Genomic DNA, 25947 nt, shown 5'->3' on the forward strand with positions numbered 1-25947 from the left:
ATCGGCCTGACCGGCTTCCCTCGACCTAACGCGACCGCGCCCGGCGTTCCCCGGCCAGCAGCGCCGCCTTGCGCGGCACGCCCCAGCGGTAGCCTGTCAGGTCGCCGCTGGCGCCGACGACGCGGTGGCAGGGCACCGCGAGCGCCACCGGGTTCTGCGCACAGGCGCGGGCCACGGCGCGCGTCGCCGCGGGCTGGCCGAGTTCCGCCGCCAGGCCGGAATAGCTGCGCGTTTCGCCAAGCGGGATGCGGGTCAACGCCTCCCACACCCGGCGCTGGAAGGCGGTGCCGCGCAAATCCAGCGGCAGGGCCAGCGCGGCGGACGGCTCCGCGATAAAAGCGGCGATAGCCTGGACCGAGGCGGCCAGGTGGTCCGGCGCCGGCGCGATACGGGCCTGCGGGAATCGGGCGCGGAGGTCGCCTTCCAGGGCCTCCGGCGGCTCCGCGAAGCCGATGTAGCAAATGCCGGCCTCGGTCGCACCGACCAGCAGCGGCCCCATGGCGCTGTCAGCGTGCGCGGTGTGGATCACCTCCCCCGCCCCGCCGCGCCGGGCGGCGCCGGGGGTCATGCCGAGATGGCGGCCAGGACTCTCATAGACGCGGCTTTCGCTGCCGAAGCCGGCGCCGGCCACGGCCTCCGCCACGCGGTCCCCGGCGGCGAGGGCGGCGTGCAGGCGGCGGGCGCGGACGCCCTCCGCATAGCTGCGCGGCGTCACGCCGGTGATGTCGCGGAACAGCCGAAGGAAGTGGTGGCGGGCGTAGCCGGCGCGGGCGGCGAGCGCCTCCAGCGAGGGGATGGTCTCGGCTGCCTCGATCATGGCGCAGGCGGCGGCGACGGCCTCGGCATGCAGGCGAGCGCGGTCGCCCTTCGGGTCGCAGCGCTTGCAGGCGCGGAAGCCGGCGGCCTCGGCGGCTTGGGCATCTGGGAAGAACCGCGTGTTGCGGCGGAGCGGCGGGCGGGCCGGGCAGCCGGGGCGGCAGAACACGCCCTGGGTGGTGACGGCGTAGAGGAAGCCGCCGCAGGGCGGATCGGCCTGGCGGTCCAGCACCGCCTGCCAGCGCAGGCCGTCGAGGATCTCGGGGAGCGGGGCTTCGGGCATGACGGTCACCACATCACTGCGTTGTCAGCCAACTTGGCACCGCAGCACCGGACGTCGCCATCCGCGGGTTGCGGCGCAACGCCTACAGCGCGACGCCGTCCACCCGCCGCACCAACTCCCGCCGCCGCTGGTCGCCGCCAGGCAGCTTCGGGTGCAGCGCCAGGGCGGCGTCGAGGCTGCGCAGCGCACCGCGCAGGTCGCCGGTTTCCTCCTGGAGCTGGGACAGTTGGACCAGCGCGCCAAAGTGCCGCGGCTCCAGCCGCAGCGCCTCCTGCAGGTCGCGCGCGGCGGCGGCCGTGTCTCCGAGGCGAGCATAGGCCTGGGCGCGTAGCAGCCAGCCATCGGCGGCGCCGGGTTCGAGCACCAGCGCGGCGTCGAAATCCTCCAGCGCGTCCGCGGTGGCATTCGCCTGGATGTTGCGGACGCCGCGTTGCAGCAGCAGCGCGGCGGCGGGGGAGACGGCACGGCTCCAGAGCGCGCGGATGCGGGCCTCGACGAGTTGGCCACCCTGCGTGTCAGGGGCAGCCTTCAGCGCCTCGAACAACTGGTCGAGCTGCGCCTGGCGGGTCTCGGCCGGGGTGGGTGCGGCCGGTTGCGCCAGCGCGGGCGGCGCGAGGAGCAGCAGGAACAGGGCGGCACGGAGCAGCATGGTTACAGCCTCCGCCGTCGGGCGTCGGGGACACCGCTTCGGCTCATGCGGCGGCACGGGCCGAGCGGGCGGTGGCCACGGCACCGGGTTCCGGGCCACCGGCCATCCAATCCAGCAGTTCCACCGTGTGAACGGTGGGCATCGCACCGCCGGCCAGCTGCGTCAGGCAGCCGATGTTGCCGGCGGCGATCAGGTCGGCGCGGGTGCGGTCCAGGTTGGCCAGCTTGCGGTCGCGCAACTGCCCGGCGATCTCGGGCTGCATCAGATTGTAGGTGCCGGCGCTGCCGCAGCAGATATGGCCCTCGGCAGGCTCCTTCACCGCGAAGCCGGCGCGCTTCAGCAACTCCTTCGGCGCTGTCGTGATCTTCTGGCCGTGCTGGAGGCTGCACGCCGAATGGTAGGCAACGGTAAGGTCCGGCTTCGGCAGGCTCGGCACGTAGTCGAACTTCTGCAGGACCTCGGTGATGTCCATGGTCAGGGCGGAGACGCGGGCGGCCTTCTCGGCCCAGCCAGCGGGCTCCGAGCGGAACATGAAGCCGTAATCCTTCACCGTGGTGCCGCAGCCGGAGGCATTGACCACGATGGCATCCAGCCCCTCCCCGTCCAACTCGGCCACCCAGGCGCCGATATTGGCGCGGGCCAGGCGCATCGCCGGGTCGTGGTGGCCCATGTGGTGGTCGAGCGCGCCGCAGCAGCCCTGGTCCTGAGTCACCACCACGTCCAGGCCCATCCGGGTCAGCAGGCGGATGGTCGCCTCGTTGATCGAGGGTGCCAGCACCTTCTGGGCGCAGCCGGTCAGCAGGGCGACGCGGCCGCGGCGGTGCCCCTCGGCCCGGTGCACGCCCGGCCGGTCCGTTGCACTGGCCGGCGGGACGCGGCCCGGGGCAAGCCGGAACATCGCCCGCAGCCGCTGCGCCGGCATCGACGTGCCCGGCACGAAGCGGGACAAATGGCGGCCGAGCACGGCACCGCGCAGCGCCAGGCGGAAGCGACCAGGATAGGGCAGCAGGGCCGACAGCAGACGGCGCAGCGCCCGTTCGGCCGGCGGGCGCTGATAGGTCTCCTCAATGTGGCGCCGGGCGTGGTCGACCAGGTGCATGTAGTTCACGCCGGAGGGGCAGGTCGTCATGCAGGACAGGCAGGACAGGCAGCGATCCACATGCTTCACGACCTCCGGCGTCGCCGGCCGGTCGTTCTCCAGCATGTCCTTGATCAGGTAGATGCGGCCACGCGGGCTGTCCAACTCGTCGCCCAGCAGCAGGAAGGTCGGGCAGGTGGCGGTGCAGAAGCCGCAATGGACGCAGGTGCGCAGGATGCGGTTGCTTTCGGCCGTATCCGGGTCGCGTAGCTGTTCGGCCGTGAAGGTGGTCTGCATCTCGATCTCCCACCTGCCCTACATAGGGTCTGCCAGGGCCGGCCGGAAGCCGCGGAGTGCGGGGCCCGGGGAACCGCCAGGCTGGCGCGGCGCTTTCTGAACTCCCATTCGCGGCGGCGTCCGCGGTGCGCGAGCCAGGCCGAGGAGACGCAGGATGCGCGACGAGACACGGATCGAGTCCGGCCACCGTCCGGTGACCAACATCCTAGCTCAGCCCGGGCAGGTCGCCCGGCTCGGCGCCACCGAGGCGGCGCGCCAGCAGGCGCTGCTGCGCATCGGCCGGCCGCAGGAAGCGGTTAGGCAGGACGGGCGCAGGGGCGACCGCCGCTCCGGCTGAGCCGGTTCGCGGCCGCCGCTATCCCCAGGCGGCGTCCGCATCCAGCGGGAAGACCGGGCGCGGCAGGCCGCGGAACGCGAAGCGTGACAGCACCGGGCTGACCAGGCCGGGCGCGTCAACCTCCAGCGTGCGGTCAGGCGTCGCGTAGATGTCGAAGCCGGCGCGGAAATGGCCGCGCGACTTCACCACGATGGTCCGCGCCGCTTCGACGTCGACGCCGAGGATCTCCAGCATCGCAGGGTCCAGGAGCTGCCGGCGCAGGCTGCCGACGGCCAGCAGCAGGCCGCTATCCTCCAGCTCCAGCAGCGCGGCCGGGCCGATGGAGAAGGCGCGGCCGGCGATGCTGCCGCGGCGCCCCACGCCGGTGCCGTCCGACAGTGCGCGCACCGTGGCGTTGGCTCGGAAGGTCTCGGCGAGGGGGCCGGGCGTCGCGTTGGCCACAGCCTCGATGCGGGCGCCCTGCCCGGCCGCATGGGCGGCTGCGGCGAGCACCGGGTCGATCAGCACGCCGAACACCACGCCACGGGCGCGTGATCCATGCAGGGCGGCCAGCAGCGCCGTGGTGTTGCCGCCACCGCCGCCGCCGGGATTATCCGCCACGTCGGCCAGCACCAGCCGCGGCACCGCCGGATCGGCCCCGGCCGCAACGGCCAGCGCCACCGCATCCGGGATGGAGGTCAGCGTCCGGGTCAGCGCCGCGCGATCCTGCCAGATGCGCTTCGCGAGACGTTCCGCGAGCGCCTTTGCCTTGGCGCCCTGCCCAGGCCGCGCCGAGGCCCAGACGCAGAGGCCGCATTTCGGAATGTCGGTATAGGCGAAGCCGCCGGTGACGGAGACTCCGACCAGGTCCGGATCCGCCTCCCGCGCCGCCACGCCCTCCGCGATGGCAGCGGAGTAGGGTGAGGCCTCCGCGGTCAGCAGGGTGACGGTGGGCGGCGTCATCGGCAGGCGGATGAAGTGGGTCTCGGGCCGTTCGCCGCTGGCCAGCATGTGGCGGATGGCGCCGGCGGCCTCCGAGGCGCGTTCGCGCATGTCGACATGCGGGTTGGTGCGGTAGGCGATCAGCAGGTCGGACAGCTCGACCTGGCGGTCGGAGACGTTGCAGTGCAGGTCGAGCGTGCCGACGATCGGCACATCCGGCCCGACGACCTCCCGCAGCATGGCGAGGATGGCGCCATCGGTGTCCGCCTCCTCCGCCGCGCGGCTGGCGCCGTGGCTGGCGACATAGACGGCATCGACCGGGCCGGCCGCTTCCAGGCGGGCACGCGCGATTGCCAGGAATTCCGGGAAGATGCCGGGCGCCATGATGCCGCCGGGGGGTGCGGTGATGACGATCAGCGGCACCGGCTCCCAGGGGCCGGTCGCGTCCATGCGGGTGTAGAAGCCGGGGATTTCGGTGGGGACGGCGCTGACCTTGGCGCGGCCGGCCTCGGTGATGGCGTCGCCCTCGACCCAGCTCTGTTGCTCGAAGTCCAGCCGCGTGGTGGGCGGGGAGAAGGCGTTGACCTCGAGGTGCAGGCCGAGGATGGCGACGCGAGGTGGGTTCACAGGCTGGCCCTCATGCGACCGGGGTTGAACAGGCCGCGCGGGTCGAGCGCGGCCTTCACGCGGCCGGCGATGGCGGCCAGGGCCGGGGCTTCCGGGGTCAGCACCGGCACGGCAGCGCGCAGCGGCGCAGGGGCGCGGAACAGGGTGAAGCTGCCGCGGGACGCCGTCGCTGCCTTCATCACGGCCTCATGTGCGGCCTCCGTCGCCGGGCCGGCGATCCAGACCAGGCCGCCGCCCCAATCCAGCAGCATCTTCCGGGCGGGATCGGCCAGGGCGGCGACCACGGCGGGGGCCGCGCTTGGGCGGACGGAGATGCGCCAGACGGCGTCCCCGGGCGCTGCGCCCAAGGGTCCCGCATCGCGCACGCGGCGCCACAATGCCTCCGATTCCTCGCGCGCCAGCAGCGTGACGTCGCCATGCGCCAGCAGGTCGTCGCGCAGACGGCCGCCGCGGTAGGCGACGCTGTCCGGGAAATCCTCCAGCCGCAGCAGCGCGGTGGCACTGCCATCCGGCGCCGGGATCAATGCCGCACCGCTGACGCCGTAGGGGCTGGCGAGGCCGGCAGACAGCGCGCGGATGCCGGTGGCGAGGCCCGCCACGGCCACCGACAGCGTCGCCTGATCGCGTGCCGCCGGCAGCACCTTCAGCGTCACCTCCGTCATCACCCCGAGCGTGCCGTGGCTGCCCGCCAGCAGCTTGCACAGGTCGAGCCCGGTGACGTTCTTCAGCACCCGCCCGCCGCTGCGCTGCACCTCTCCCATCCCGTTGACGAAGCGGATGCCGAGCAGGTGGTCGCGCATGGCCCCGACAGTGATGCGGCGTGGCCCGGACAGGTTGGTGGCGACGATGCCGCCGATGGTCGCCGGAAGCTCCGCACCGAAGAAGGCGGAGAGGTCGGGCGGCTCCGGCGCCAGCATCTGGCCGTGCTCGGCAAGCGCCGCCTCGATCTCCGGCAGCGGCGTGCCGGCGCGGGCGGACAGCACCAGCTCGGTCGGCTTGTACAGCGTGATGCCGGTCAGCGCGCGCGTGCTCAGCGTCTCCGCCGCCTGGACCGGGCGCAGCAGGGCGTGCTTGGTGCCGTTGCCCTCGATCGCCAGCGGCTCGTGGGCCGCGCGCACCACATCGGCAAGCGCAGCCTCGTCGCGTGGCTCGATCATGCGTTGTCCAGCAGCGGAAAAACCTTGTGCGGGTTCAGCAGCCAGGCGGGGTCGAAGGCGGACTTGATCGCCCGCTGCTGCGCCAGTTCATGCGGGTGGAACTGCACATGCATCAGGTCGCGCTTCTCCACGCCGACGCCGTGTTCCCCGGTGAGGCAGCCGCCGACCTCGACGCACAGCTTCAGGATGTCGCCGCCGAAGGCCTCCGCCTTGTGGAAGCTGGCCGGGTCGTTGGCGTCGAACATGATCAGCGGGTGCAGGTTGCCGTCACCGGCGTGGAAGACGTTGGCGACCTGCAAGCCGTATTGCGTGCTCATTTCCCCGATGCGCTTCAGCACATGCGGCAGCTCGCCGGTCGGGATGGTGCCGTCCATGCAGAGGTAGTCGGGCGAGATGCGGCCGACGGCGCCGAACGCCCCCTTGCGGCCCTTCCAGATCGCGACCGATTCTTCCGGCGTCTGCGCCACCTTCAGGCTGATCGGGTCGAAGCGGGAGCAGATGTCCTTGATGCGGTCGAGCAGCGCGTCCTGCTCGGCGACGCTGCCCTCCACCTCGATGATCAGCATCGCCTCCGCATCCAGCGGGTAGCCGGCATGGGCGAAGGCCTCGCAGGCATGGATGCAGGGCTTGTCCATGAACTCCAGTGCGACGGGGATGATGCCGGAGCCGATGATGGCGTCCACCGCGGCACCGGCGATCTCGGTGCCCTTGAAGGCGGCGAGCATGGCGCGCGCGCCTTCCGGGCCGCGCAGGATGCGGACGGTGACTTCGGTGACGATGCCGAGCATGCCCTCGCTGCCCGTCATCAGGCCGAGCCAGTCATAGCCGGCCGCATCCAGGTGGTCGCCGCCGATCTCGACGATGTCGCCGGTCGGCGTGACCATGCGCAGGCCGAGCAGGTTGTTGGCGGTGACGCCGTACTTCAGGCAATGCGCGCCGCCCGAGTTCATGTTGACGTTGCCGCCGATCATGCAGGCCAACTGGCTCGATGGGTCGGGGGCGTAGAAGAAGCCCTCATGCTCAACGGCCTTCGTGATGCCGAGGTTGGTGACGCCGGCTTCCACCACCGCCAGGCGATCCTCAAAATCGATCTCCAGGATGCGGTTCATGCGCATCAGGCCGATCACCACCGCATCCTCCAGCGGCAGCGCGCCGCCCGAGAGGCTGGTGCCGGCGCCGCGCGGAACCACGCGGATGCCGTTGTCGTGGCAGTACCGCATCACCGCCGCAACCTGTTCCGTCGTCGACGGCAGCACCACGGCGAGTGGCATCTGCCGGTAGGCCGACAGGCCATCGGTTTCGTAGGGCCGCAGGCGCAACGGTTCGCTGATCGTCCCCTCGCCCGGTACGATCCGGCGCAGCGCCGCGACGATTTCTCCGGCGCGGGCCAGCACCGTGGGCTTGGGCCTGGGCAGTGCGATCATGGATGGTCCCCCGCCACGCGACGATATGCGCCGGAAGATGGTCCGGCGGGCGTGGCGCGGCAAGGAGGGGCGGGTATCCGCATCCTCGGATTGATGATAGCAAATTGTTAATCAACCAAAGATTGGAAGAACCGCCATGCGTTCGACTCTGGCCGTGCTAGCCTTGTCCTGCCTGCTTGCCGTGCCGGCCCATGCGCAGCGGGCCGGAACCTATGCCGTCGAGGGTTCGGATGCCGCCGGCACCGCCTATGTCGGCACCGTGCAGCTTCAGCCCACCGGCCCGGACACCTGGCGCCTCACCTGGCGGGTGGCGGGCGAGACGACCAACGGGGTCGGGATCCTGCAGGGCGGCATCTTCGTCGTCGGCTACCAGTCAGGCCGCGAGACCGGCGTCGCCATGTACGTGCCCGAGCCAAACGGCAACCTGGTGGGGCTGTGGACCCAGGGAACGCAGGGCTCGGTCGGCAGCGAGCGCCTGCTGCCGCGCTGAGAGGCCACCACGACGAAAAGCCGCGCCGGGGGCCATCCCGGCGCGGCTTCCCATCATCACGCCGAATCACCGCCAGCCGAGGCTGGCGGCCAGGCCGGCGCCGGGACTGGCCCGGCGCCCCAGGCTCAGCCCTGGCGGGCCTTCAGGCGCGGGTTCTTCTTGTTCAGCACATAGGTGCGGCCACGGCGCCGCACCAGGATGCAGTTCTTGTCACGGACCTTGGCGGTCTTGAGGCTGTTGCGAATCTTCATGGTGATGGTCCTGCGAAGGCCGGGCGAAATACGAGGCGGGGGGCCGGGAGTCAACCTTGGCGGGTTCAATCCGCCGCCAGCTTCCCGGCCGCGCCCTCCGCCGCGATGATGCGCAGGAAGCCGTCGCGGGTCTGCGGCAGCTTGCGGCCGAGGATCTGCTCGGCCACCTGCGTCCGCAGCACCTGGGCCGTGCCGCCAGCGATGGCGAACATCCGGGCATCGCGCAGGTAGCGCTCCATCGGGTTGTCCTTGGAATAGCCCGCCGCGCCCCAGACCTGCAGCGCGTTGTTGGTGACCCGGATCGCCATCTCGCTGGCGAACACCTTGGCCTGGGCGGCGGCCAGGCGGTCCGGGAAGCCGGCCGGGCCGGCGCTGCGGGCGGCGCGGTGGACCAGGGCGCGGGCGGCCTCCACCTCGATCGACATGTCGGCCAGCATCCAGCCGAGGCCCTGGAATTCCGCAATCGGCCGGCCGAACTGGGTGCGGGCATTGGCGCGGTCCACGGCATGTTCATAGGCGCCGGCGGCGAGGCCGAGCGCCACCGTGGCGGCGCCGACACGCTGGCCATTATAGGCATCGATCAGCCGCCCGAAGCCGCGCTGCCAGCCGCCCGGCGCACGCAGCACCATGTCATCGGCCACTTCGAGGTCGGAGAACTGCAACTCCGCCTCCGGCATGCCACAGAGGCCGAGGGAGGGAATGCGCCGTGCCACGATCAGCCCGGCCGGCGTGCCTTCCCCGTCCCGCACCACCAGGAAGCCGCCGATGCCCTTGAAGGCGCCGTCCTCGATCACGCGGGCGAAGATCAGGTGCAGGCGGGAGACGCCGCCGCCTGTGATCCAGGTTTTCCGGCCGTTGATCACCCAGCGATCGCCGCGGCGTTCCGCCGTGGTGGTCATCTCGGTCGCGGCAGAACCGGCATCGGGTTCGGTGATGCAGATCGCGGGCTTGTCGCCGGCCAGGACCAGCCCGGCGGCGAGCTTCTTCTGCGCATCGGTTCCATAGGCCATGATGGCGCCGACCGCGCCCATGTTGGCCTCCACCGCGATGCGGCCGCAGACGGCGCAGGCCTTGGACAGTTCCTCCACCACCAGCGCGGCATCGAGCACGGAACCGCCTGGGCCGCCCCATTCGCGCGGAATGGTCAGGCCGGTGAAGCCGGCTTCCGCCATGCGCTTCACCATCGGCCAGGGGTACTGGCCGCTGCGGTCGGTCTCGGCGGCCTGTGCCGCGGCCTCGCGGGCGAATTCGCGGGCGCGGTCGCGCAGCGCGGATTGCTCCGGCGTCAGTCCGTCGGTGGGCGTCATGGGGCGAGCCTTTCCTCGATGGCGGCGGCGGCCTTGCGGTCCAGGCCGAGGGTCTTGGCGAAGCGGTCGAGCCAGGCGCGTTCGGGCGGCGTGATCTCCGCCATCGCCGCCACGGCGGCGGCGTAGAGGCGGGCGCGCAGCATCGGGTCGCCGGCCTGGGCGGCGAGCGCCTCCGGCGTCAGCGGCGTGTCGAAATCAGCGAGCACGAAGTCGCGTTCCTCCGGGGTGAGGTCGGCGGCGTCGAGTTGGCCAGCGATGCTGGCGCGTTCCGTGGCGTCCACCGCGCCATCGGCCTTGGCGGCGGCCACCATGGTGCGGACCAGCAGCAGGGTCTCCTGCTCCTCCGCCGCCGGCGGCGCCTCGGCGGGCGCGACGTACGGGGAGCCGGTTTGCGGGACGCGGCGGGAGGGAGCCTGGCTGGCGCCCGTCCACTCCGGCAGCGGGCGGGAGGGCGGCGGGGCGGAGGCCTGGCCCTGGTTGCGGGTCATTGCCTCGATCGCGACGCCGGCGAGGCCGGCCAGGGCGCGGACGATCTGCGCCTGGCTGCTGCGGCCGCCCAAGGCACCGCCGAAAGGCTGGGTCGTGCGGCGCCGCCGGCGCGGCGACCGTGTGGCGCCACCCAGAAGCGCGCCCAGGACACGGGTCAAATCCATCTTGCCACTCCCTGATGCCATTCCTAGGCCGGACACGCCGGCTTGGGAACCGTCACCGGCCGAGGAGACCGCGCAGGATATCGACCGGATCCGGGCGCGCCTCGGGTGCCGCGGGCTGTGGCTGGGACGCCGCGGGTTCGGGCGCGGGCGCGGTGGCGGGGACCGGACCGGCGGTGCCGCCGCGCGCCTCCGCCAGCGCCGCACTGCATTCCCCGAGAGGCGCGGCCGCCGCGCGCTGGCCACCACCGCCGAGAATCTCAGCCAGGGCCTGCAAGGACCGATCCGGCGTCCGCTGCTGCGACAGGAAGGCGCCAAGGCCGGCGGCGGCCGCGGCGCCGGGCTCCACGCCAACCCGCGGCGCCCGCCAGCCGCCGGCGATGTTCACCGGCGCGCGCAGCGCCACCGGGCCGGCGCGGAGGTCTGTCTGCAGGCGCAGCGCCAGGGTCTCGTCGCGCAGGTCGATGGCGCCGGTGCCGGCCATGCGGCCGAGCGCGCCTTCGGCATACAGCGTGGCGATGCGCAGGATGCCGCCCTCCGCAGGGGCGCGCAGCGCGAAGCAGCGCAGCGGGATGTCCTCGTTGCCGGGCGGCAGGACCATGCCCAGGACCTCCTGCGGCAGGGCGCGCAGCAGCGAACGCGGCACGCGGCCATCGACCAGCGCCAGCCCAAGATGTCCGGCGGCGCTGGCCGCGACGGCGCGGAGGTCGGCGCCGGTCCCGGCGAGGTCGGCATCGAGCTGCGCCGAACCGATCAGCAGCGGGTCGCGGCCCAGGGCGCGCGACAGCGCCGCCATGTCGAGGCCAGGCGAGGTGGCGACGACGCGCAGGCGGGGCGGGTCGGCACGGCCATCGGCCTCGACACGCAGGGTGACCGGCCCGGCCGGGGTCTGCGCCGAAAGCGGGGTGATGCGGGCATTGCCGTTGTCCAGCACCAGCCGGCCGGACACCTCGCGCCAGGGCTGGCCGCCGGCGGTGATGGCGGGGGCCATCAGGCGCAGATCGGCGTCCAGGGCGCGCAGCGCCGCGAAGGGTAGCGGCGTGGCGGGGATGACGCGATTGTCCGTGGCGGCCGGCGCCGGAGCGGGAGAAGCGGGTGCCGCGGGCGCGGCGGCCGGCGCCGGGCGGGCGGCGCGGAGCGCGTCCACATCCAGGCGCGGGAAGGCCAGCGTGCCGGTCAGGTTCGGGCGCGCGGCCAGCGCCAAGGCGAGGTCGCCCTGCACCGCGGCGGCCGGATGTTCCGCGCGAAGCCCGTTCAGCCTCAGACCACCTGCAAGGCCCGGCCCGGGTGCCACCAGTTGCGCCGCCAGGCTGCCCGGGCCGGACACACCGTAGGGCGCCAGGTCGGCGGCCTCCGCCGTGATCGCCAGGTCGATGCCGCGCAGCGCCAGGGGCTGAGCGATGGTGCCCTTGACGGTGCCGGCGACCCCCTGCCCCTCCAGGCGCAGGTCAACGGGCAGCGGTCCGGCGCCGCCGGCCAGCAGCAGCGCGGGCGTGCCGGCCTGGCCGGCGAGGCGCAGCGGCTGGCCTTCCACCGTCAGCTCCGTGGCCAGCGCGATCGGCGCCTCCAGCCCCGCCGCCGTCAACTCGGCGCTACGAATGGCGAGCCCAGGGCGCAGCGCGGACAGGTCCGAGGCGCCCACCACCAGCCGCAGGTCGCGCACTGCGGACACCGCGCCGCCGGTGCCGGCGACGCCAGCATTCGCCACCACGTTGCGGAGTGGCGGAAGCGCTGCGCCCTGCGCGAGCGGGGCGAGGCTGGAGAGGTCCGGCACGCGGGCCTCCACCCGGCCATCCCAGGCGGGACCGGTCAGCGTGCCGTTCAGCTTCGCCTCGGCGCCCGCCGCGGCCAGCGTCGCCGCCACCGGCCAGGGCTGCGCACCGCCGAACTGCGCCAGCGGTCCGGTCTCGGCGCTCAGCGCCACCGTCTGGCCGCGCAGCACCACCTCGCCCTGCGCCGTCATCGCGGTGCCGAGCGGGGCGGAGGCGTCCAGCCGGGTGATCTCGACGGTCTCCGCCAGGCCGTTGCGGGCATCGCGCCAGGCGATGCGGCCGCGTTCCAGGCGCAGCGCGTCGATGCCGAGTGCCAGCGCCTCCCGCACCGCTTCCTCCGGCGCCGGCTGGGTGGGCTCGGCGGGTTGCTGGGCGCGGGCGAACTGCCAGTTGCCGCGGCCCTGGGCGTCGACCTCCAGCAGCAGGTCGGTGTCCTCCAGCTCGATGCGGGAGATGCGGATCTCGCGGGACAGCAGCGGCAGCAGCGCGGCCTGGACCTGGACGCGGCGCGCGGTGAGCATCTGCGGCCGGCTGCCGCCCTCGGCATTGGCCAGCGCCACGTCGCGCAGTTCCACCGTCGGCACCAGGGACAGGCCGAGGCGCATCTCGCCCACGGTGAAGGCGCGGCCGGTGGCGCGTTCCACGGCGGCGACCAGGCGCGGGCGCAGCGACTCCGCATCGAGGAAGACGAGCGCCGCGCCGAGGACCAAAGCGGGCAGGCCGATGACCAGGGCCAGGAGGATCCAGGGCCAGCGGCGACGGCGGGGCGTGGTCTGTGTCATGCGGGTGTCTAGCACCCGCGGCACACCGGGACCTACCCCGCCCGTTTCAACTCACCCGGCGCGGCTTTGGCGTGCGGGGCGCCTCGAAGCCGTAAAAGGAAAATGTTTCCTTCATGTGCGGCGGCAGCGGCGCGGCCACTTCCAGCCAGCCGCCGGCGGGGTGCGGCAGGCGCAGCGCGCGGGCGTGCAGGTGCAGGCTGGCGGGCAGGCCCTCCACATGCGCGGCCTGGCCGCCATACTTGCCATCGGCCAGGATCGGGCAGCCCAGCGCCTCCGCCGCGTGGACGCGAAGCTGGTGGGTGCGGCCGGTCAGCGGCTTCATCTCCAGCCAGGCGACCTTGCGGCGCACCACGTCCAGCGTGCGGAAATCCGTGATGGCATGGGTGCCGTCCTCCCCCTGCTCGGCCGGCGCCGTGCGTTCGCCGCGCGGGCCGCCCTGGCGAACCAGCGCCATGTTGATGCGGCCGGCGGGCGGGCTGGGCTCGCCGAGGACCACGGCCCAATACGTCTTCTCGATATCGCGCCCGCGGAAGGCGGCGGCGAGGCGGGAGGCGGCGGACAGGGTGCGGGCGAGCACCAGGACGCCGGAGGTGTCGCGGTCCAGCCGGTGCACCAGGCGGGGGCGCTCGGCGGCGTCGAATTGCAGCGCGTCCAGCATGCCATCCAGGTGCCGGGCGATGCCGGGGCCGCCCTGCACGGCCAGGCCATGCGGCTTGTCCAGCACCAGCACGTCGGCATCCTTGTGGATGACCATCTGGTGCAGCGCCTTGACGTCGCGCTCATCCACCGGCTTTGGCGTGCGCGGCAGGTCGCGGGCGGGGTTTTCCGTCACTGGCGGGATGCGGACTTCCTGGCCGGCTTCGAGCCGGGTGTTGGCCTCGGCGCGCTTGCCGTCGACGCGGATCTGCCCGGTGCGCAGCATCTTCTGGAGGGCCCCCTGGGTCAGCGCGGGGAATTGGCGCTTCAGCCAACGGTCGAGACGGGTGTCGCCTTCATCGGCGGCGACTTTCTTGAGCTGCACGGTCATGGCGGGGGCATAGCATGGATGGGGCGGGTGCAAGGTCCTTGTGCCGGGATGACGCCAAGATATATGGTCATTCGAGATGACCAGTTGGACGGGACCATGCCCACCACGAAACTGATCGGCGCCACCGAGTTCAAGGCAACCTGCCTCGAGATCCTCGACCGCGTCGGCGCTGGGGAGTGGGAGCGCGTGGAGGTGACGAAGCGGGGCCGCGTCGTCGCCGTGCTGGTGCCGCCGACGCCGCCCTCGGCGGAGGTGGCGGCGCTGCACGGCTTCCTGCGTGGCAGCGTGACCATCCCGCCCGGCTTTGACCTGACGGCACCGGTCGCGGACGAACCCCTTGCCGCGGAACAGGGCCACCTGCACGGATGAGCCGCGATGGCGTGCTGCTCGACACCTGCGCGGTGATCTGGCTGGCGACCGGCGCGGCGATGGCACCGGAAGCGCTCTCCGCCATTCAGCTGGCCGGGCGCGGCGCCGGCATCTTCGTCTCGCCGGTCTCGGCCTGGGAGGTCGGGCTGCTGGCGCGACCACGGCCGAACCGCCCGGCGCTGGCCTTCCTGCCGGACCCGAAGACCTGGTTCGCCCGCGTGATGGCCGGCCCCGGCATCCGGGAGGCGCCGCTGACGCCGGGGGCCGCCCTCGACTCCTCCTGGCTGCCGGGCGACCTGCACGGCGACCCGGGCGACCGCCTGATCATCGCGACTGCCCGCGACCGGGGGTTGCCGGTGGTGACGCGGGACGCGGCGATCCTGGCCTATGGGCGAGCGGGCCACCTGGCCACCATCGCCTGCTGAGGTTGCCTATAAGGTTGCTGCCAAGGTTGCCCCTGGCCGCCCGGCGTTGTATCCGCGCCCGGACATTCCCCACCGCTCATTCAGGACTACCGCACCATGGCGAAGATGCAGGCCAACCAGATGCGCGCCGGCATGGTCATCGAGTTCGAGGGCCAGCGCTACACCATCATCCGCCAGAACATCATGATTCCTGGCAAGGGCAATGCGATCATTCAGGTCGACATGCGCAACATCAAGACCGGGTCCAAGAAGGACCAGCGCTGGCGCACGGCGGATACGGTCGAGCGGCTGATGACCGAGGACAAGGAGTTCACCTTCTCCTACGCCGAGGGCGACATGATCGTCCTGATGGACCCCGAGACCTATGAGCAGACGCAGGTGCCGAAGGACATCCTCGGCGACCGCCTGCCGTTCCTGGTCGAGAACATGACCGTCGGCGTCCGCCTGATCGAGGGCGAGCCGGTGGCCATGACCCTGCCGGAGCAGGTGACGCTGGAAGTGGTGGAGGCCGATCCGGTGGTGAAGGGCCAGACCGCGACCAGCAGCTACAAGCCCGCGGTCCTGTCCAACGGCGTGAAGACCATGGTGCCGCCCTTCATCACGGTGGGCGAGCGCATCGTGGTGAAGACCGAGGATGGCAGCTACTACGAGCGCGCCAAGAGCTGACGCGAAAGCGTCATCTCCTGGCTGTATTTGTTGCCCTCAGGCGCCGGGCGCGCGCTCCGCGCGCTTGGCTCGCCGCATAAGCGGCGGCGCCCGTTCGGGCGCTCGGCCGGCAAAGGCCGGCCGCCCATCTCGTGCCCGCCGCTCATTCAGTTCGGAATCCGTCCCATGGCCGTCTCGCCCCGCCTTTCCGCCTCCATGACGGTGCTGCAATCCGCCATGCAGAAGGCCGCCCGCCGGCTGCTGCGGGATTTCGCCGATGTCGAATCGCTGCAGGTGACCGCCAAGGGCGCCGGGGATTTCGTCAGCCAGGCGGACCTGCGCGCCGAACAGACGCTGCGCGAGGAACTGTCCCGCGCCCGCCCCGGCTGGGGGTTCCTGATGGAGGAATCCGGCGCGTCCGGCGCCGATGACTGGGATTGGCGCTGGGTGGTGGATCCGCTGGACGGCACCACGAACTTCCTGCACGGCATCCCGCACTGGGCGATCTCGGTCGGCGTCGAGAAGCGAACGGGGGAGAACACCTCCGAACTCATGGCCGGCTGCATCTACAACCCGGCAGGCAACGAGATGTTCTGGGCCGAGAAGGGCATGGGCGCCTTTCTCAACGACAAGCGCCTGCGCGTCTCGGCGCGGCGCGACATGGGATCCGCCGTGTTCGCCACCGGCATTCCCTTCGCCAAGGTGCAGCGCAAGGCGGAATTCTCGGCAACCCTGGCGCGGTTGATGCCGCACGTGGCCGGCGTCAGGCGCTTCGGTGCGGCAGCGCTCGACCTCGCCTGGGTCGCGGCCGGGCGGTATGACGGGTTCTGGGAACTCGGGTTGAACAAGTGGGACATCGCGGCCGGGCTGGTCATCGTGAAGGAGGCCGGCGGCTTCCTCTCCGACCCCGCCGGTGGCGAGACGCACTACGAAACCGGCGACGTGGTCTGCGGCAACCAGGCACTGCATCCGAAGCTGCGGGAGGTGGTGGCCGAGGGTATCGCCGCAGCCCAGGCGCATCGCGCCGCCGCCGTAACGAGCTGACGATGGCGCGGGCCCGCCTGACAGGCTAGCCTTTCGGAATCATGCGATTCCGCGCCCTTTTCGCTGCCTTGCCGATCCTCCTCGCCGCCAGCGCGGCGACGGCTGAAGGTGTCTCGCCGCGACCCGAGGGCGGCTGGCGCGTCGAGTTCTCGCAGGGGCAGTCGGCGCTGAGCACGCGGGACCGGCACGCCCTGGCCGGCATCGCGCAGACCCTGGCGCCGATTCCCGCCGGCCGCATCACGGTGCAGGCGCAGGCCAGTGGGCCAGCGGACGATGCCTCGATCGCGCGGCGGCTGTCGCTGGCGCGCGCGGCGGCGGTGCGGGATGCGCTGGTGGCCGCGGGCCTGGTGGCGACGCGGGTCGATATCCGCGCCCTCGGCCGGCTGGAACCGCCGGCCGACATTGCCGAGATCCTTCCGCCGGGCGTCCCGCGCGCCACACCGGGCACGAGGTAGCCGCATGACCAACCCGACCGTCTTCCTTTGGCGCATGCTCGCCTTCCTGGCGGCGGTGTCGCTGCTGGTCGGGCTGCTGTCGGGGGAGCTGGCCACGGCCTTCGCCGCCAACCCGATGCTGAACGGCGTCATCGCCGTGGTTCTGCTGCTCGGCATCGGCTGGAACATCCGGCAGGTCTTGGTGCTGACGGCGGAAGTCGAGTGGCTGGAGGCGTTCCGCAAGCCCGGTGCCACCGCCCCGCGCAAGCCGCCGCGCCTGCTGGCCGCAATGGCGAGCATGCTGGCGGGCCGGCGTTCCGAACGCCTGTCGCTGTCCGCCATGGCGATGCGCAGCGTGCTGGACGGTATTTCCTCCCGCCTCGATGAAAGCCGCGAGCTTTCGCGCTATGCGACGGGGCTGCTGATCTTCCTCGGCCTGCTCGGCACCTTCTGGGGGCTGCTGATGACCATCGCGGCGGTCTCCGACGTGATCGGCGGCATGTCGGTCGGCTCGGGCGACATCAATGCGATGTTCAACCAGTTGAAGACCGGGCTGGCGCAGCCGTTGCGCGGCATGTCCATCGCCTTCTCCTCCTCCATGCTGGGCCTTGCCGGAGCGCTGGTGCTGGGCTTCCTGGATCTCACAGCCGGGCAGGCGCAGAACCGCTTCTATTCGGAACTGGAGGATTGGCTGGCCGGCGCCACGCGGCTGTCCTCCGGCGCGCTGGGCAACGAGGGCGAAGGCTCCATGCCCGCCTATGTCCAGGCGCTGCTGGAGCAATCGGCCGAGAACATGGAGGAATTGCAGCGCGCCATCGGCCGTGGCGAGGATGGCCGGGCGCAGTCCAACCAGGCGCTGATGACGCTGACCGAGCGCCTGTCGATCCTGGCCGACCAGATGCGCGCGGCGCAGGTGCTGATGTCGCGCATGGCGGAAAGCCAGTCCCAGCTGATCCCGACGCTGAAGAACATGGCGGATGCCAATGCGCATGGCGCGCTGGACGATGCCTCCCGCGGGCATATCCGCAACCAGGAGCTCTACCTGGCCCGCATCCTGGAGGAGATGACCCAGGGACGCATGCAGGCCACCACCGAGATCCGCAACGAGATCAAGGTGCTGGCACGCACCATCGCGGCGTTGGCGGAAGACCCGTCGCGATGATCCTGGCAGCCTGATCCATGGCGTTGGGGGGTCGCCGGCGGCGGGGCGGTGGCGGGCTGGATGCCTGGCCGGGCTATGTGGATGCGCTCTCCACGCTGCTCATGGTCATCATCTTCGTGCTGCTAGTCTTCGTGCTGGGCCAGGGGTTTCTCTCGGTGGCGCTGTCCTCGCGGGACCGGGCGCTGGACCGGTTGAACCGGCAGGTCAGCGAATTGTCGGAACTGCTGTCGCTGGAACGCGGCCAGGCGGAGGAGCTGCGCGGCTCGCTCGGGCGGCTGACGGAGGATCTGCGGGTCGCCGTGGCGGCGCGGGATGTGGCGCTGGAGGGAGCCTCCGCGTTGCGCGAGGAGCGCGACCGGCTGGTGGGTGAGCGGGATGCGGCGCGCGGCGAGCGCTCCCGCCTTTCGGCGCGGCTTGCGGACCTGGAATTGTCGGCCCGCGATGGCTCGGCGCGCATCGCGGAGCTGGAGGGCCGGCTGGCGGAGGCGCAGGCACGGGCCGAGGCGGCGGGCGGCGACACCGCGCGCACCGTGCGCACGCTGACCGATGCGCAGCGGCTGCTCGCGGCGGAACGCGCCGCGCTGGAGGCGGTGCGGCGGGACCTGGCGACGGTGCGGGGCACCGTGGAGACTCTCGGTCGGGACCTGGCGGGTGAACGCTCGGCGCGGGAGGCCACAGCGCAGGACCTCGCCGTGCAGCAGCGGGAGGCACAGGCGCTGGCGCGCGACCTGGCGGCCGAACGCACGGTACGCGGCGCGACGGAGGCCGAGCTGGCGGAGGCGCGGGCGCTGTCGGCGCGGGAGCTGGCGGCACGGCGGCAGGAGGCGGAGGGACTGGCGCGCGAGTTGGCGGCGGCGCGGGCGGTGCTGGAGGCGGCGCAGCGGGACGCGGCGGAGGCGCAGGGCTCGGCGCAGGCATTGTCGCGCGACCTGGCGGCGGAGCGCGCGGCGCGGCAGGCGACCGCGCAGGAACTGGCGCAGGCGCGCGCCACCGCGGCGCGGGACCTGGAGGAACGGCGGCGCGAGGCGGCGGCACTGGCGGCGGAACTGGCGCAGGCACGGGCCGGGCTGGAGGCGGCGCGGCGCGACCTGGCGGCGCTGCGGGCGGAGGCCGAGCGGCTCGACCAGACCGTGACGGCGGACCGCGCGACGATCCAGGGCCGGCTGTCCGACATCGCCAGCCTGACGCAGCAGATCTCGGCCCTGCAGGCGCTGCGGGACCAGGTGGAACGCCAGGCGCAGCAGGCGCTGGCGCAGGCGGAGGGCGAGGCGCGGCAGCGGACCTCGGTGGAACAGGCGCGGGACGAGGCGCTGGCGCTGCTCCGAACTGAACAGGCGCGCGTGGCGCAGGCCGAACAGGGCCGGACCGCCGCGGCGCAACTGGCCTCGGAGGCCAATCGCCGAGCGGCGGAGGAGGAGCGGCGGCGGGCGGCGGCCGAGGCGCAGGCGGGCGAGTTCGGCCGGCTGTCCGAAAGCGCCCGCGCCCAGGTGGCGCTGCTGACCCGGCAGCTCGAAGCCTTGCGGGCAGAGATGTCCCGCGTCGCCGGCGCGCTGGATGCGGCGGAGGATGCCGGGCGGGACAAGGAGGCGCAGATCGTGGCGCTCGGCCAGCGTCTGAACGTGGCACTGGCGGCGCGGGTCGAGGAGTTGCAGCAATATCGCTCCGACTTCTTCGGCCGGCTGCGGCGCGTGCTTGGCGAACGGCCGGAGGTGCGTATCGTCGGCGACCGCTTCGTGTTCCAGTCGGAGGTGCTGTTCCCGGTCGGATCGGCGGAGATGTCGCCGGCTGGGCAGCAGCAGATGCGGGAGCTGGGCACGGTGCTTCTGGAACTGTCGCGGCAGTTTCCGGCCGATCTCGGCTGGCTGCTACGCGTCGATGGGCATGCCGACCGCAGCCCGATCCGTGGCGGCGGGCGCAATGCGAACTGGGAATTGTCAGCGGCGCGGGCGCTGGCGGTGGCGCGGCTGCTGATCGACGCCGGGCTGCCGGCCAACCGAGTCGCCGCCGCCGCCTTCGGCGACACCCAGCCGCTGGATGACCGCGACACGCCCGACGCGCTGGCACGCAACCGGCGGATCGAGCTGCGGCTGGAGCCGGCCCCCACGGGTTCGCTGCCCCAGCGGGCCGCGGCCCCGGCGGCGCCGGACCTGCGGCGCGTCCTGGCGGAGGTCGCGCAGGGCCAGGCCTGCGCGCGACTTGCGGTGACTGGCGACGACCCGCCGCGCCTGACCGGCGTCGCCCGGCGTGCCGCCGAGCCGGCGCTGCGCGGTGCCCTGCAGGCGCGCGGCGCGCCGGCGGAGGCCCTGGCGGTGAGTGGCTTCGAGGGGCCGTATTGCGAGGTGTTGGCCGTGCTGCGCCAGGCACCGATGGAGGGCGGCCTGGGACTGGTGGGCAGCGGTCCGCAGCCGGATGGGGCGGCGCTGCGCTTCGACGTCGCCATGCCGGGCTGGGGCGGGCAGCTTGCACTCTACTATCTGTCCACCAGCGGCGAAGCGGTGCGACTGGACCAGCGCACAGGGTTGCCGGCAGGGGCGCGGCTTCGGCTCGGCGAGGCCGGCTCCGGTCCCTGGCTGGTGGAAGCGCCGTTCGGCACGGACATGGTGCTGGCTCTGGCGAGCGAGGGGCCGCTGCTCGCCGCCTCGCAGTCGCAAGTGCAACCGGTGGCGGACTTCGCCGCGGCCCTGGCCTCGGCCATGGAGGCGGCGCGGCGGGAAGGGCGGCGGGTCGCGGCGCGGGCCATCGTCGTGCAGACGGTGCCGCGGTGATGGGCCAGGCGATCGGGCGAGTCACCGCCCTCACCCGCTTTCCCGTCAAGTCCATGGCGGGCGAGGCGCTGGAGGCGGCCGAGTTGCGCTGGTCCGGGCTGGCGGGCGACCGGCAGTACAGCTTCCTGCGTAGCACCAGCCGCAGCCATTTCCCCTGGCTGACGGGACGCCAGGTTCCGGGGCTGGTGCGCCATGCGGCGCGCTACCTGGAGCCCGGGAGCCTGCGGACTTCGCCCGTCGAGGTGACCGACCCCGACGGGCGCGCCATGGCGCTTGATGATCCGGCGCTGGCGGAAGCCCTGGCGGCGGAGGCCGGGGAGCCGGTGGCGCTGCTGCATCTCGGCCGCGGCGCTTATGATTCGATGCCGGTCTCGCTGGTGACGACGGGCAGCCTGGCGCGGCTCGATGCGGCGCATGGAACAGCACTGGATACGCGGCGCTTCCGCATCAACATCGTCATCGAGAGCGAGGCGGAGGAAGCCGGCTGGCAGTCCCGCCGCATCGCCATCGGCGAAGCGGAGCTGATGGTCAGCGGGCCGGCGCCGCGCTGCGCCATGGTCACCATCTGCCCCGATACGGCGCGGCGCGATGCCACCGTGCTGCGGACCGTGGCGGAGCATTTCGGCAACGACCTCGGCATCTATGCCGCCACCGCACGCTGCGGGCCGATCAAGGTTGGCGATGCAGTGCGGCTGATGGATTGAGACAGGATCTTCAAACGGATGCCGCCCATGTCCACCCTGCACATCGTCGACCACGCCCTGCTGGCGCACCGCCTGGCGGAGCTGCGCGATGCGGCCACCCCCTCCCCGCGCTTCCGCAAGCTGCTGGCGGAGATCGGCGCGATCCTGACCCTGGAGGCCACCCGCGACCTGCCGACGGAGCTGCGCGCTGTCACCACGCCGCTGGTGCGGATGGACCACCGGATGCTGGCTGCGCCGGAGCCGGTGTTGGTCGCGGTGCTGCGCGCCGGGCTCGGGTTGATGGAGGGTGGCATGCAGGTGCTGCCGGAAGCCCCAGTCGGCCATGTCGGCCTGGTGCGGGACGAGCATACGCTGAAGCCGAGCCAGTACATGCTGCGGATGCCGCCGGAAGTCCGCACCCGCGGCGCCATCCTGTTCGACCCGATGCTGGCGACCGGTGGCAGCGCCGTGGCGGCGGTGCAGCGGGTGAAGGAGGCCGGCGCGCCGCATCTGCGCTTCGTCTGCGTGGTGGCGGCGCCGGAAGGGGTGGCGCGGCTGGCCGCGGCGCATCCGGACGTGCCGATCTACACCGCCGCGCTGGACGAGAAGCTGGACCACCGCGGCTTCATCGTGCCGGGCCTCGGCGATGCCGGGGACCGCTGCTTCGGCACGGTGGAGTAGGCGATCAGATCAGCCGGGCCTCGAAGGGCGGCTTCAGGTCGGGCGCATCGAATTCCACCACCCACAGATCGGGGTCGCGCTGCACCTGGCGCTCGACATAGGCATCGGCCGTAGGCTGGTCCACCGGGGCGGTGCCGGTGCCGCGCATCCAGGCGGGGCGGCCTTCGGCATCACGGACCTGCGACAGCACCATCATCTCGTTGCGGGCGCGCAGCACGCACAGGATGCCACCCGCATCCGGGTCGCCCTTGCGCAGCACAGCCCCTGACCGGCCGGCGATATCTGACAGGCGCAGGGCCATGGAAACCCATATGCCTGCCTTAACCTTCGGTTCCATGCGCCGGATAATCTGCCCATGGCCGGGGCGGCGCAACCCACGGCGCGGTGCTTCAGCCGCCGCAGCAAAGGTGCGGCCGAACACCATCTTGCGAAGCCCTCGCCGCCGCGCCATTGACGCGGCGGACGGAGAGACCTCGCCATGGCGAAGACGCAGGAATTGACCGAAGGGCAGCGCGCCTATGAGGCGCGGAGGGCGGCGAAGGCCGGGGTCAGCCTCGACAAGTGGCTGGCCGAGAAGGACCGGCGAATCCGCGCCGAGGAAGCTGCCGCGGCGAAGCTGGCCGCGGCCGAAAAGCCGGCGGAGCCCGAGAAGAAGGGCTGGTTCGGTCGGCTGATGGACCGCGCCAACAAGCCCATCAAGTAGCTCCCGCCCCTACAGCATCCGCAGCAGCGTGCCGTCGCGCCGGATGGCGTGGTGGTAGATGGCGCCGCCGATATGCGCGGCCAGCAGCAGCGGGAAGGTCCAGCCGAGCAGGCTGTGCATCCAGTGCAGCACGCCTGCCAGGGCCGGCGCGGCTTCCATGAACTTCGGCAGGTCGATGAAGCCGAGGAAGGCGGTGGCGCCCTGCATGGGGAAGCCATAGGCATTGGTGGTGAAGAAGCCGAGCAGTGGCTGGATGATCAGCGCCGCGTACAGCGCGTGGTGCACGAAGGCCGCTGCGCGGCGCTGCGCCGCCGGCACGTGGTCCGGCAGGACCGGCGCCTTGCTGAAGCCGCGCCAGGCGAGGCGCGCCAGGCTCAGGCCGAGGATCAGCAGGCCGAGGCTCTCATGCAGCGCGTAGAAGGGCATCTTGGCGTCATCCTTCATGAAGCGGATGACCAGCCCCGTCAGCAGCGCCAGGAACAGCAGCGGCACCGTCAGCCAGTGGAACCACTTGGCCAGCCGCGAATACTGGCCGTCGGGGTGCAGCGTGTCCCGCCCCTTGATGGGCGCCTGCATCGGCGTCTCCGTCGCCAGGTCCATGCGCAGCCTGCCTCCCGTTCGGGCCGCGACTATGGCACGCCGGCCGGCGATCCATGAAAGCGAAACCATGATCGCGGCGCATGCGGATTGGAGCATCGCGCCAGGCAAGCGCTGGATGGCGGTGGCGCGGCGGCAGGGCGGAGGCTGGCAGGCGGAGGCGCCAAGGCCGGTCGGCGACACCGCACGCCTGCTGCCGGACCTCCTCGTCCCGGGTCTGCCGGTGGCGCTGGGGCTGGACCTGCCGCTTGGCGTGCCGCGGGACTGGGCGGCGCTGCGGCCGGAGGCGGATTTCCCGGTCTTTCTGGCGGGGCTGGTCGATGATCCGGGCTTCTTCCGTGTCGCGGCGACGCTGGCGGAGGTCGCGGCCACCCGGCCCTTCTACCCGGCGCGCGGCATCAAGGGGATGACCCGGGCGGGCCATGCGGCGGCGCTCGGCCTGGCCGGGCCGCAATCCCTGTCGCGGCTGTGCGACCGGGCGACGGCGACGCGGCCGGCGGGGGCGCCGGTGTTCTGGACGCTGGGCGCCAATCAATCGGGCAAGGCGGCGATTGCGGCGTGGCGGGACTGGATTGCGCCGGCACTCGCGGCCGGCGCGCCGGTTGCGCTGTGGCCCTTCGCCGGCGGGCTGCATGCGCTGCTGGCGCCGGGCCGCGTGGTGCTGGCCGAGGTCTACCCGGCGGAGGCGCTGCGCCAGCTCGGCCTGCGGCTGGCCGGCAGCAAGCGGATGCAGGCGCCGCGCAGGGCGATGGCGGCGGCGCTGAGGGCAGTGATGGCGCGTCTGCGGGTGGACCCCTCCCCGACCCTTGCCGCCGTCATTGCCGATGGCTTCGGCGCCGATGCGGCGGGGGAGGATCGGCTGGATTGCGTGCTCGGCCTGCTGGCGCTGGTCGCAGTGCTGGATGGGGCGCGGCCGGACCATGTGCCGGACGACCCCTGGGTGCGGCGCTGGGAAGGCTGGGTGCTGGGGCAGACCGACCTGCCGCGATGACAGGCGCCCGGAGCGAAACCGGCATCGCGCGCGTTGTCCGTCTGCCACCCGATCGCAGATGGAGCCGCCCCCGGTGTTGTTCGAAAGTTGGTTCGGGCTCCTGCGCGTGCTGGTGGTCGGCACGTTGGCCTATGCGGCGCTGGTCCTGCTGCTGCGGGTCTCGGGCAAGCGCACGCTGGCGAAGCTGGATGCCTTCGACCTGATCGTCAACGTGGCCCTCGGCTCGACGCTGGCGACGGTGCTGCTGAGCAAGTCCGTCGCCCTGGCGGAGGGATTGGCCGCCTTCGCGCTGCTGGCGGGACTGCAATATGCGGTGGCGTGGCTGTCAGTGCGGTCACCGCGCTTCAGCGACCTGGTGAAGTCCGAACCGACGCTGCTGCTGCATCGCGGCCGGTTCCTGGAGGGCGCGATGCGGGCACAGCGAGTGACGCGGGCGGAAATCCTGGCCGCCTTGCGCAGCTCCGGGGCGGCCGAGCCGGGACAGGTGGCGGCGGTCGTGCTGGAAACCGACGGCAGCCTGAGCATCGTCCAGGGCTCCGCCAGTGGCGCAGGTGCGCTGGAAGGCGTCGGTGGCTCCCGCTAGGCTTTCACGTCCGGGTACAGACCCGCCGCGCGCGAGGCCTGCTTCGCCAGCGCGACCAGCAGGTCGAGCTGCGGGGTCGGCGTGCCGGTCATCCGCGCCAGTTGCAGCGGGATTTCGAAGATGCCGTCGATCTCCATCGGCCGGCCGATCTCGAGGTCCTGCAGGATGGAGGGCTTGTGCGCCATGTTGGCGCCGGCCACGCGCTCGATTGCGGCATCGGGCAAGTGGATGCCGAGTGCTGCGGCAATCGCGCGGGCTTCCTCCGCGCTGCGCCGGGCGGCCTGGCGCAGCACCGGGTCGGCGAAGGTGTCGCGCACGCCGCGGCGGGACAGCACGGTGAGCGGGCCGTTGGACAGGTTCCCGAGCAGCTTGGACCAGACTTCGAAGCGGATGTCGGGCGTCACTGGCGAAGGCATGCCGCCGGCCGCCAAGACGGCTGAGATGGCCTGGGCGCGGGCGGAGACGGCGCCGTCCGGCTCGCCCAGGATGACGCGGATGTTGCCGTGTTCGGAATGCACCACGCCGGGGGCCACCACCTCGGCCGCGGAATAGACCACGCCGCCGATGGTCCGGCCGATGCCGACGGCGCGTTCCAGCGCGCCGTCCGGGTCGACCTCCGGCAGCCGGCGGCCTTCGTGCGGGCCGGGTTGGGCCAGGAAGTACCACCAGGGGATGCCGTTCATCACGAAGGCGACGGCGGTATCCGGCCCCAGCAGCGGGGCGATGCCGGCAGCGACCGCGGGCAGCGCCGGGGCCTTGACGGTGACGATGACGGCATCCTGCGCGCCGAGGTCCGACGGGTTCTCGCTGGCCTTCGGGTGGCTGAGATGGGTGCCGTCATGGGCGTGGACGGTCAGGCCATTCGCCTGGATCGCCGCCAAGTGCGCGCCGCGCGCCACCAGCGAAACCTCAGCCCCGCCGCGCGCCAGGCGCGCCGCGATATGCCCGCCGATGGCGCCGGCGCCGTAGACGCAGATTTTCATAGGCATGGCCTTCC

General features: G+C 72.5%; 28 protein-coding genes. 14 read left to right on the forward strand and 14 right to left on the reverse strand.

Features of this window, described 5'->3' with window-relative positions:
- Positions 1-25 precede the first annotated feature (25 nt).
- From ada to glcF, 3 genes are all read right to left on the reverse strand, one after another.
- Positions 26-1099: a bifunctional DNA-binding transcriptional regulator/O6-methylguanine-DNA methyltransferase Ada gene (gene ada / locus ACLF3G_RS04125; RefSeq protein WP_430668051.1), complete on the reverse strand. Its 1074-nt coding sequence runs from the start codon at positions 1097-1099 to the stop codon at positions 26-28.
- A gap of 82 nt (positions 1100-1181) precedes the next feature.
- A complete protein-coding gene (locus tag ACLF3G_RS04130; protein WP_430668052.1) occupies positions 1182-1748 on the reverse strand; it encodes a tetratricopeptide repeat protein in 567 nt (188 codons plus the stop codon).
- A 43-nt stretch (positions 1749-1791) separates the two neighbouring features.
- Positions 1792-3123, reverse strand: coding sequence for a glycolate oxidase subunit GlcF (gene glcF, locus ACLF3G_RS04135; protein ID WP_430668053.1), 1332 nt, complete (start codon positions 3121-3123; stop codon positions 1792-1794).
- Positions 3124-3277: 154 nt separating this feature from the next.
- Here glcF and ACLF3G_RS04140 point away from each other — a divergent pair, with 154 nt between their 5' ends.
- Positions 3278-3460, forward strand: a complete 183-nt coding sequence (locus ACLF3G_RS04140) for a hypothetical protein (protein ID WP_430668054.1) — start codon at positions 3278-3280, stop codon at positions 3458-3460.
- Between the two features lie 18 nt (positions 3461-3478).
- Here the strand turns inward: ACLF3G_RS04140 and ACLF3G_RS04145 are convergent, their stop codons facing one another.
- From ACLF3G_RS04145 to ACLF3G_RS04155, 3 genes are read right to left on the reverse strand one after another with little or no spacing between them, the layout of a single operon-like run.
- Positions 3479-5008: a M81 family metallopeptidase gene (locus ACLF3G_RS04145; protein ID WP_430668055.1), complete on the reverse strand. Its 1530-nt coding sequence runs from the start codon at positions 5006-5008 to the stop codon at positions 3479-3481.
- Positions 5005-6165, reverse strand: a complete 1161-nt coding sequence (glcE, locus tag ACLF3G_RS04150; protein ID WP_430668056.1) for a glycolate oxidase subunit GlcE — start codon at positions 6163-6165, stop codon at positions 5005-5007. The genes ACLF3G_RS04145 and glcE overlap by 4 nt, the downstream gene beginning before the upstream one ends.
- Positions 6162-7589 (reverse strand): FAD-linked oxidase C-terminal domain-containing protein, encoded by a 1428-nt coding sequence (locus tag ACLF3G_RS04155; RefSeq protein ID WP_430668057.1) that lies wholly within the window; start codon positions 7587-7589, stop codon positions 6162-6164. Before ACLF3G_RS04155 ends, glcE begins: the two co-directional genes overlap by 4 nt.
- Positions 7590-7725: 136 nt before the next feature.
- Between ACLF3G_RS04155 and ACLF3G_RS04160 the strand changes: the two genes are divergently transcribed.
- A complete protein-coding gene (locus ACLF3G_RS04160; protein WP_430668058.1) occupies positions 7726-8079 on the forward strand; it encodes a hypothetical protein in 354 nt (117 codons plus the stop codon).
- Between the two features lie 125 nt (positions 8080-8204).
- Here ACLF3G_RS04160 and ykgO read toward each other — a convergent pair whose 3' ends face one another.
- The 5 genes from ykgO to ACLF3G_RS04185 form a co-directional block, all read right to left on the reverse strand.
- Positions 8205-8330 carry a type B 50S ribosomal protein L36 gene (gene ykgO / locus ACLF3G_RS04165; RefSeq protein WP_430668059.1) on the reverse strand — a complete coding sequence of 42 codons (126 nt, stop codon included), beginning with the start codon at positions 8328-8330 and terminating at the stop codon, positions 8205-8207.
- A gap of 65 nt (positions 8331-8395) precedes the next feature.
- Entirely contained in the window at positions 8396-9637 is a 1242-nt protein-coding gene (acdA, locus tag ACLF3G_RS04170) for a 3-sulfinopropanoyl-CoA desulfinase (protein WP_430668060.1), read from the reverse strand.
- Positions 9634-10290 carry a DUF533 domain-containing protein gene (locus ACLF3G_RS04175; RefSeq protein WP_430668061.1) on the reverse strand — a complete coding sequence of 219 codons (657 nt, stop codon included), beginning with the start codon at positions 10288-10290 and terminating at the stop codon, positions 9634-9636. The genes acdA and ACLF3G_RS04175 overlap by 4 nt, the downstream gene beginning before the upstream one ends.
- A 52-nt stretch (positions 10291-10342) precedes the next feature.
- Positions 10343-12841: an AsmA family protein gene (locus tag ACLF3G_RS04180; protein ID WP_430668062.1), complete on the reverse strand. Its 2499-nt coding sequence runs from the start codon at positions 12839-12841 to the stop codon at positions 10343-10345.
- A gap of 46 nt (positions 12842-12887) precedes the next feature.
- Positions 12888-13868: an RluA family pseudouridine synthase gene (locus ACLF3G_RS04185; protein ID WP_430668063.1), complete on the reverse strand. Its 981-nt coding sequence runs from the start codon at positions 13866-13868 to the stop codon at positions 12888-12890.
- 96 nt (positions 13869-13964) lie between these two features.
- Here ACLF3G_RS04185 and ACLF3G_RS04190 point away from each other — a divergent pair, with 96 nt between their 5' ends.
- The 9 genes from ACLF3G_RS04190 (at position 13965) to upp (ending at position 22076) form a co-directional block, all read left to right on the forward strand.
- Positions 13965-14237: a type II toxin-antitoxin system Phd/YefM family antitoxin gene (locus ACLF3G_RS04190; RefSeq protein WP_430668064.1), complete on the forward strand. Its 273-nt coding sequence runs from the start codon at positions 13965-13967 to the stop codon at positions 14235-14237.
- Positions 14234-14662: a type II toxin-antitoxin system VapC family toxin gene (locus ACLF3G_RS04195; protein WP_430668065.1), complete on the forward strand. Its 429-nt coding sequence runs from the start codon at positions 14234-14236 to the stop codon at positions 14660-14662. Before ACLF3G_RS04190 ends, ACLF3G_RS04195 begins: the two co-directional genes overlap by 4 nt.
- A gap of 96 nt (positions 14663-14758) precedes the next feature.
- Positions 14759-15328 (forward strand): elongation factor P, encoded by a 570-nt coding sequence (gene efp / locus ACLF3G_RS04200; RefSeq protein ID WP_430668066.1) that lies wholly within the window; start codon positions 14759-14761, stop codon positions 15326-15328.
- Positions 15329-15493: 165 nt separating this feature from the next.
- Positions 15494-16351, forward strand: a complete 858-nt coding sequence (locus ACLF3G_RS04205) for an inositol monophosphatase family protein (RefSeq protein WP_430668067.1) — start codon at positions 15494-15496, stop codon at positions 16349-16351.
- A gap of 41 nt (positions 16352-16392) precedes the next feature.
- Positions 16393-16806 carry an OmpA family protein gene (locus ACLF3G_RS04210; protein WP_430668068.1) on the forward strand — a complete coding sequence of 138 codons (414 nt, stop codon included), beginning with the start codon at positions 16393-16395 and terminating at the stop codon, positions 16804-16806.
- A 4-nt stretch (positions 16807-16810) separates the two neighbouring features.
- Positions 16811-17947 carry a flagellar motor protein MotA gene (locus ACLF3G_RS04215; RefSeq protein ID WP_430668069.1) on the forward strand — a complete coding sequence of 379 codons (1137 nt, stop codon included), beginning with the start codon at positions 16811-16813 and terminating at the stop codon, positions 17945-17947.
- A 17-nt stretch (positions 17948-17964) separates the two neighbouring features.
- Entirely contained in the window at positions 17965-20712 is a 2748-nt protein-coding gene (locus ACLF3G_RS04220) for a peptidoglycan -binding protein (RefSeq protein ID WP_430668070.1), read from the forward strand.
- Positions 20712-21416, forward strand: coding sequence for an MOSC domain-containing protein (locus ACLF3G_RS04225; RefSeq protein WP_430668071.1), 705 nt, complete (start codon positions 20712-20714; stop codon positions 21414-21416). Before ACLF3G_RS04220 ends, ACLF3G_RS04225 begins: the two co-directional genes overlap by 1 nt.
- 27 nt (positions 21417-21443) lie before the next feature.
- Positions 21444-22076: a uracil phosphoribosyltransferase gene (upp, locus tag ACLF3G_RS04230; protein WP_430668072.1), complete on the forward strand. Its 633-nt coding sequence runs from the start codon at positions 21444-21446 to the stop codon at positions 22074-22076.
- Between the two features lie 4 nt (positions 22077-22080).
- Here the strand turns inward: upp and ACLF3G_RS04235 are convergent, their stop codons facing one another.
- Entirely contained in the window at positions 22081-22413 is a 333-nt protein-coding gene (locus tag ACLF3G_RS04235; protein ID WP_430668073.1) for a DUF1491 family protein, read from the reverse strand.
- 141 nt (positions 22414-22554) lie between these two features.
- Between ACLF3G_RS04235 and ACLF3G_RS04240 the strand changes: the two genes are divergently transcribed.
- Positions 22555-22779: a hypothetical protein gene (locus ACLF3G_RS04240; protein WP_430668074.1), complete on the forward strand. Its 225-nt coding sequence runs from the start codon at positions 22555-22557 to the stop codon at positions 22777-22779.
- A 9-nt stretch (positions 22780-22788) separates the two neighbouring features.
- Here ACLF3G_RS04240 and ACLF3G_RS04245 read toward each other — a convergent pair whose 3' ends face one another.
- Positions 22789-23379 carry a cytochrome b gene (locus ACLF3G_RS04245; RefSeq protein WP_430668075.1) on the reverse strand — a complete coding sequence of 197 codons (591 nt, stop codon included), beginning with the start codon at positions 23377-23379 and terminating at the stop codon, positions 22789-22791.
- A 67-nt stretch (positions 23380-23446) separates the two neighbouring features.
- Between ACLF3G_RS04245 and ACLF3G_RS04250 the strand changes: the two genes are divergently transcribed.
- Together ACLF3G_RS04250 and ACLF3G_RS04255 are read left to right on the forward strand one after the other, a co-directional pair.
- Positions 23447-24367 (forward strand): hypothetical protein, encoded by a 921-nt coding sequence (locus ACLF3G_RS04250; protein ID WP_430668076.1) that lies wholly within the window; start codon positions 23447-23449, stop codon positions 24365-24367.
- A gap of 58 nt (positions 24368-24425) precedes the next feature.
- The gene (locus ACLF3G_RS04255; protein WP_430668077.1) at positions 24426-24950 is read left to right on the forward strand and encodes a DUF421 domain-containing protein; all 525 of its coding nucleotides are present in this window, start codon (positions 24426-24428) and stop codon (positions 24948-24950) included.
- Here ACLF3G_RS04255 and ACLF3G_RS04260 read toward each other — a convergent pair.
- On the reverse strand, positions 24947-25939 hold the full coding sequence (locus ACLF3G_RS04260; protein ID WP_430668078.1) for a ketopantoate reductase family protein: 993 nt from the start codon (positions 25937-25939) through the stop codon (positions 24947-24949). The two genes, ACLF3G_RS04255 and ACLF3G_RS04260, sit on opposite strands and share 4 nt — an antisense overlap.
- Positions 25940-25947: the final 8 nt, after the last annotated feature.

This window comes from Falsiroseomonas sp. HC035, from assembly GCF_050563525.1.
In the GTDB taxonomy this organism is placed as follows: Bacteria; Pseudomonadota; Alphaproteobacteria; order Acetobacterales; family Acetobacteraceae; genus Falsiroseomonas.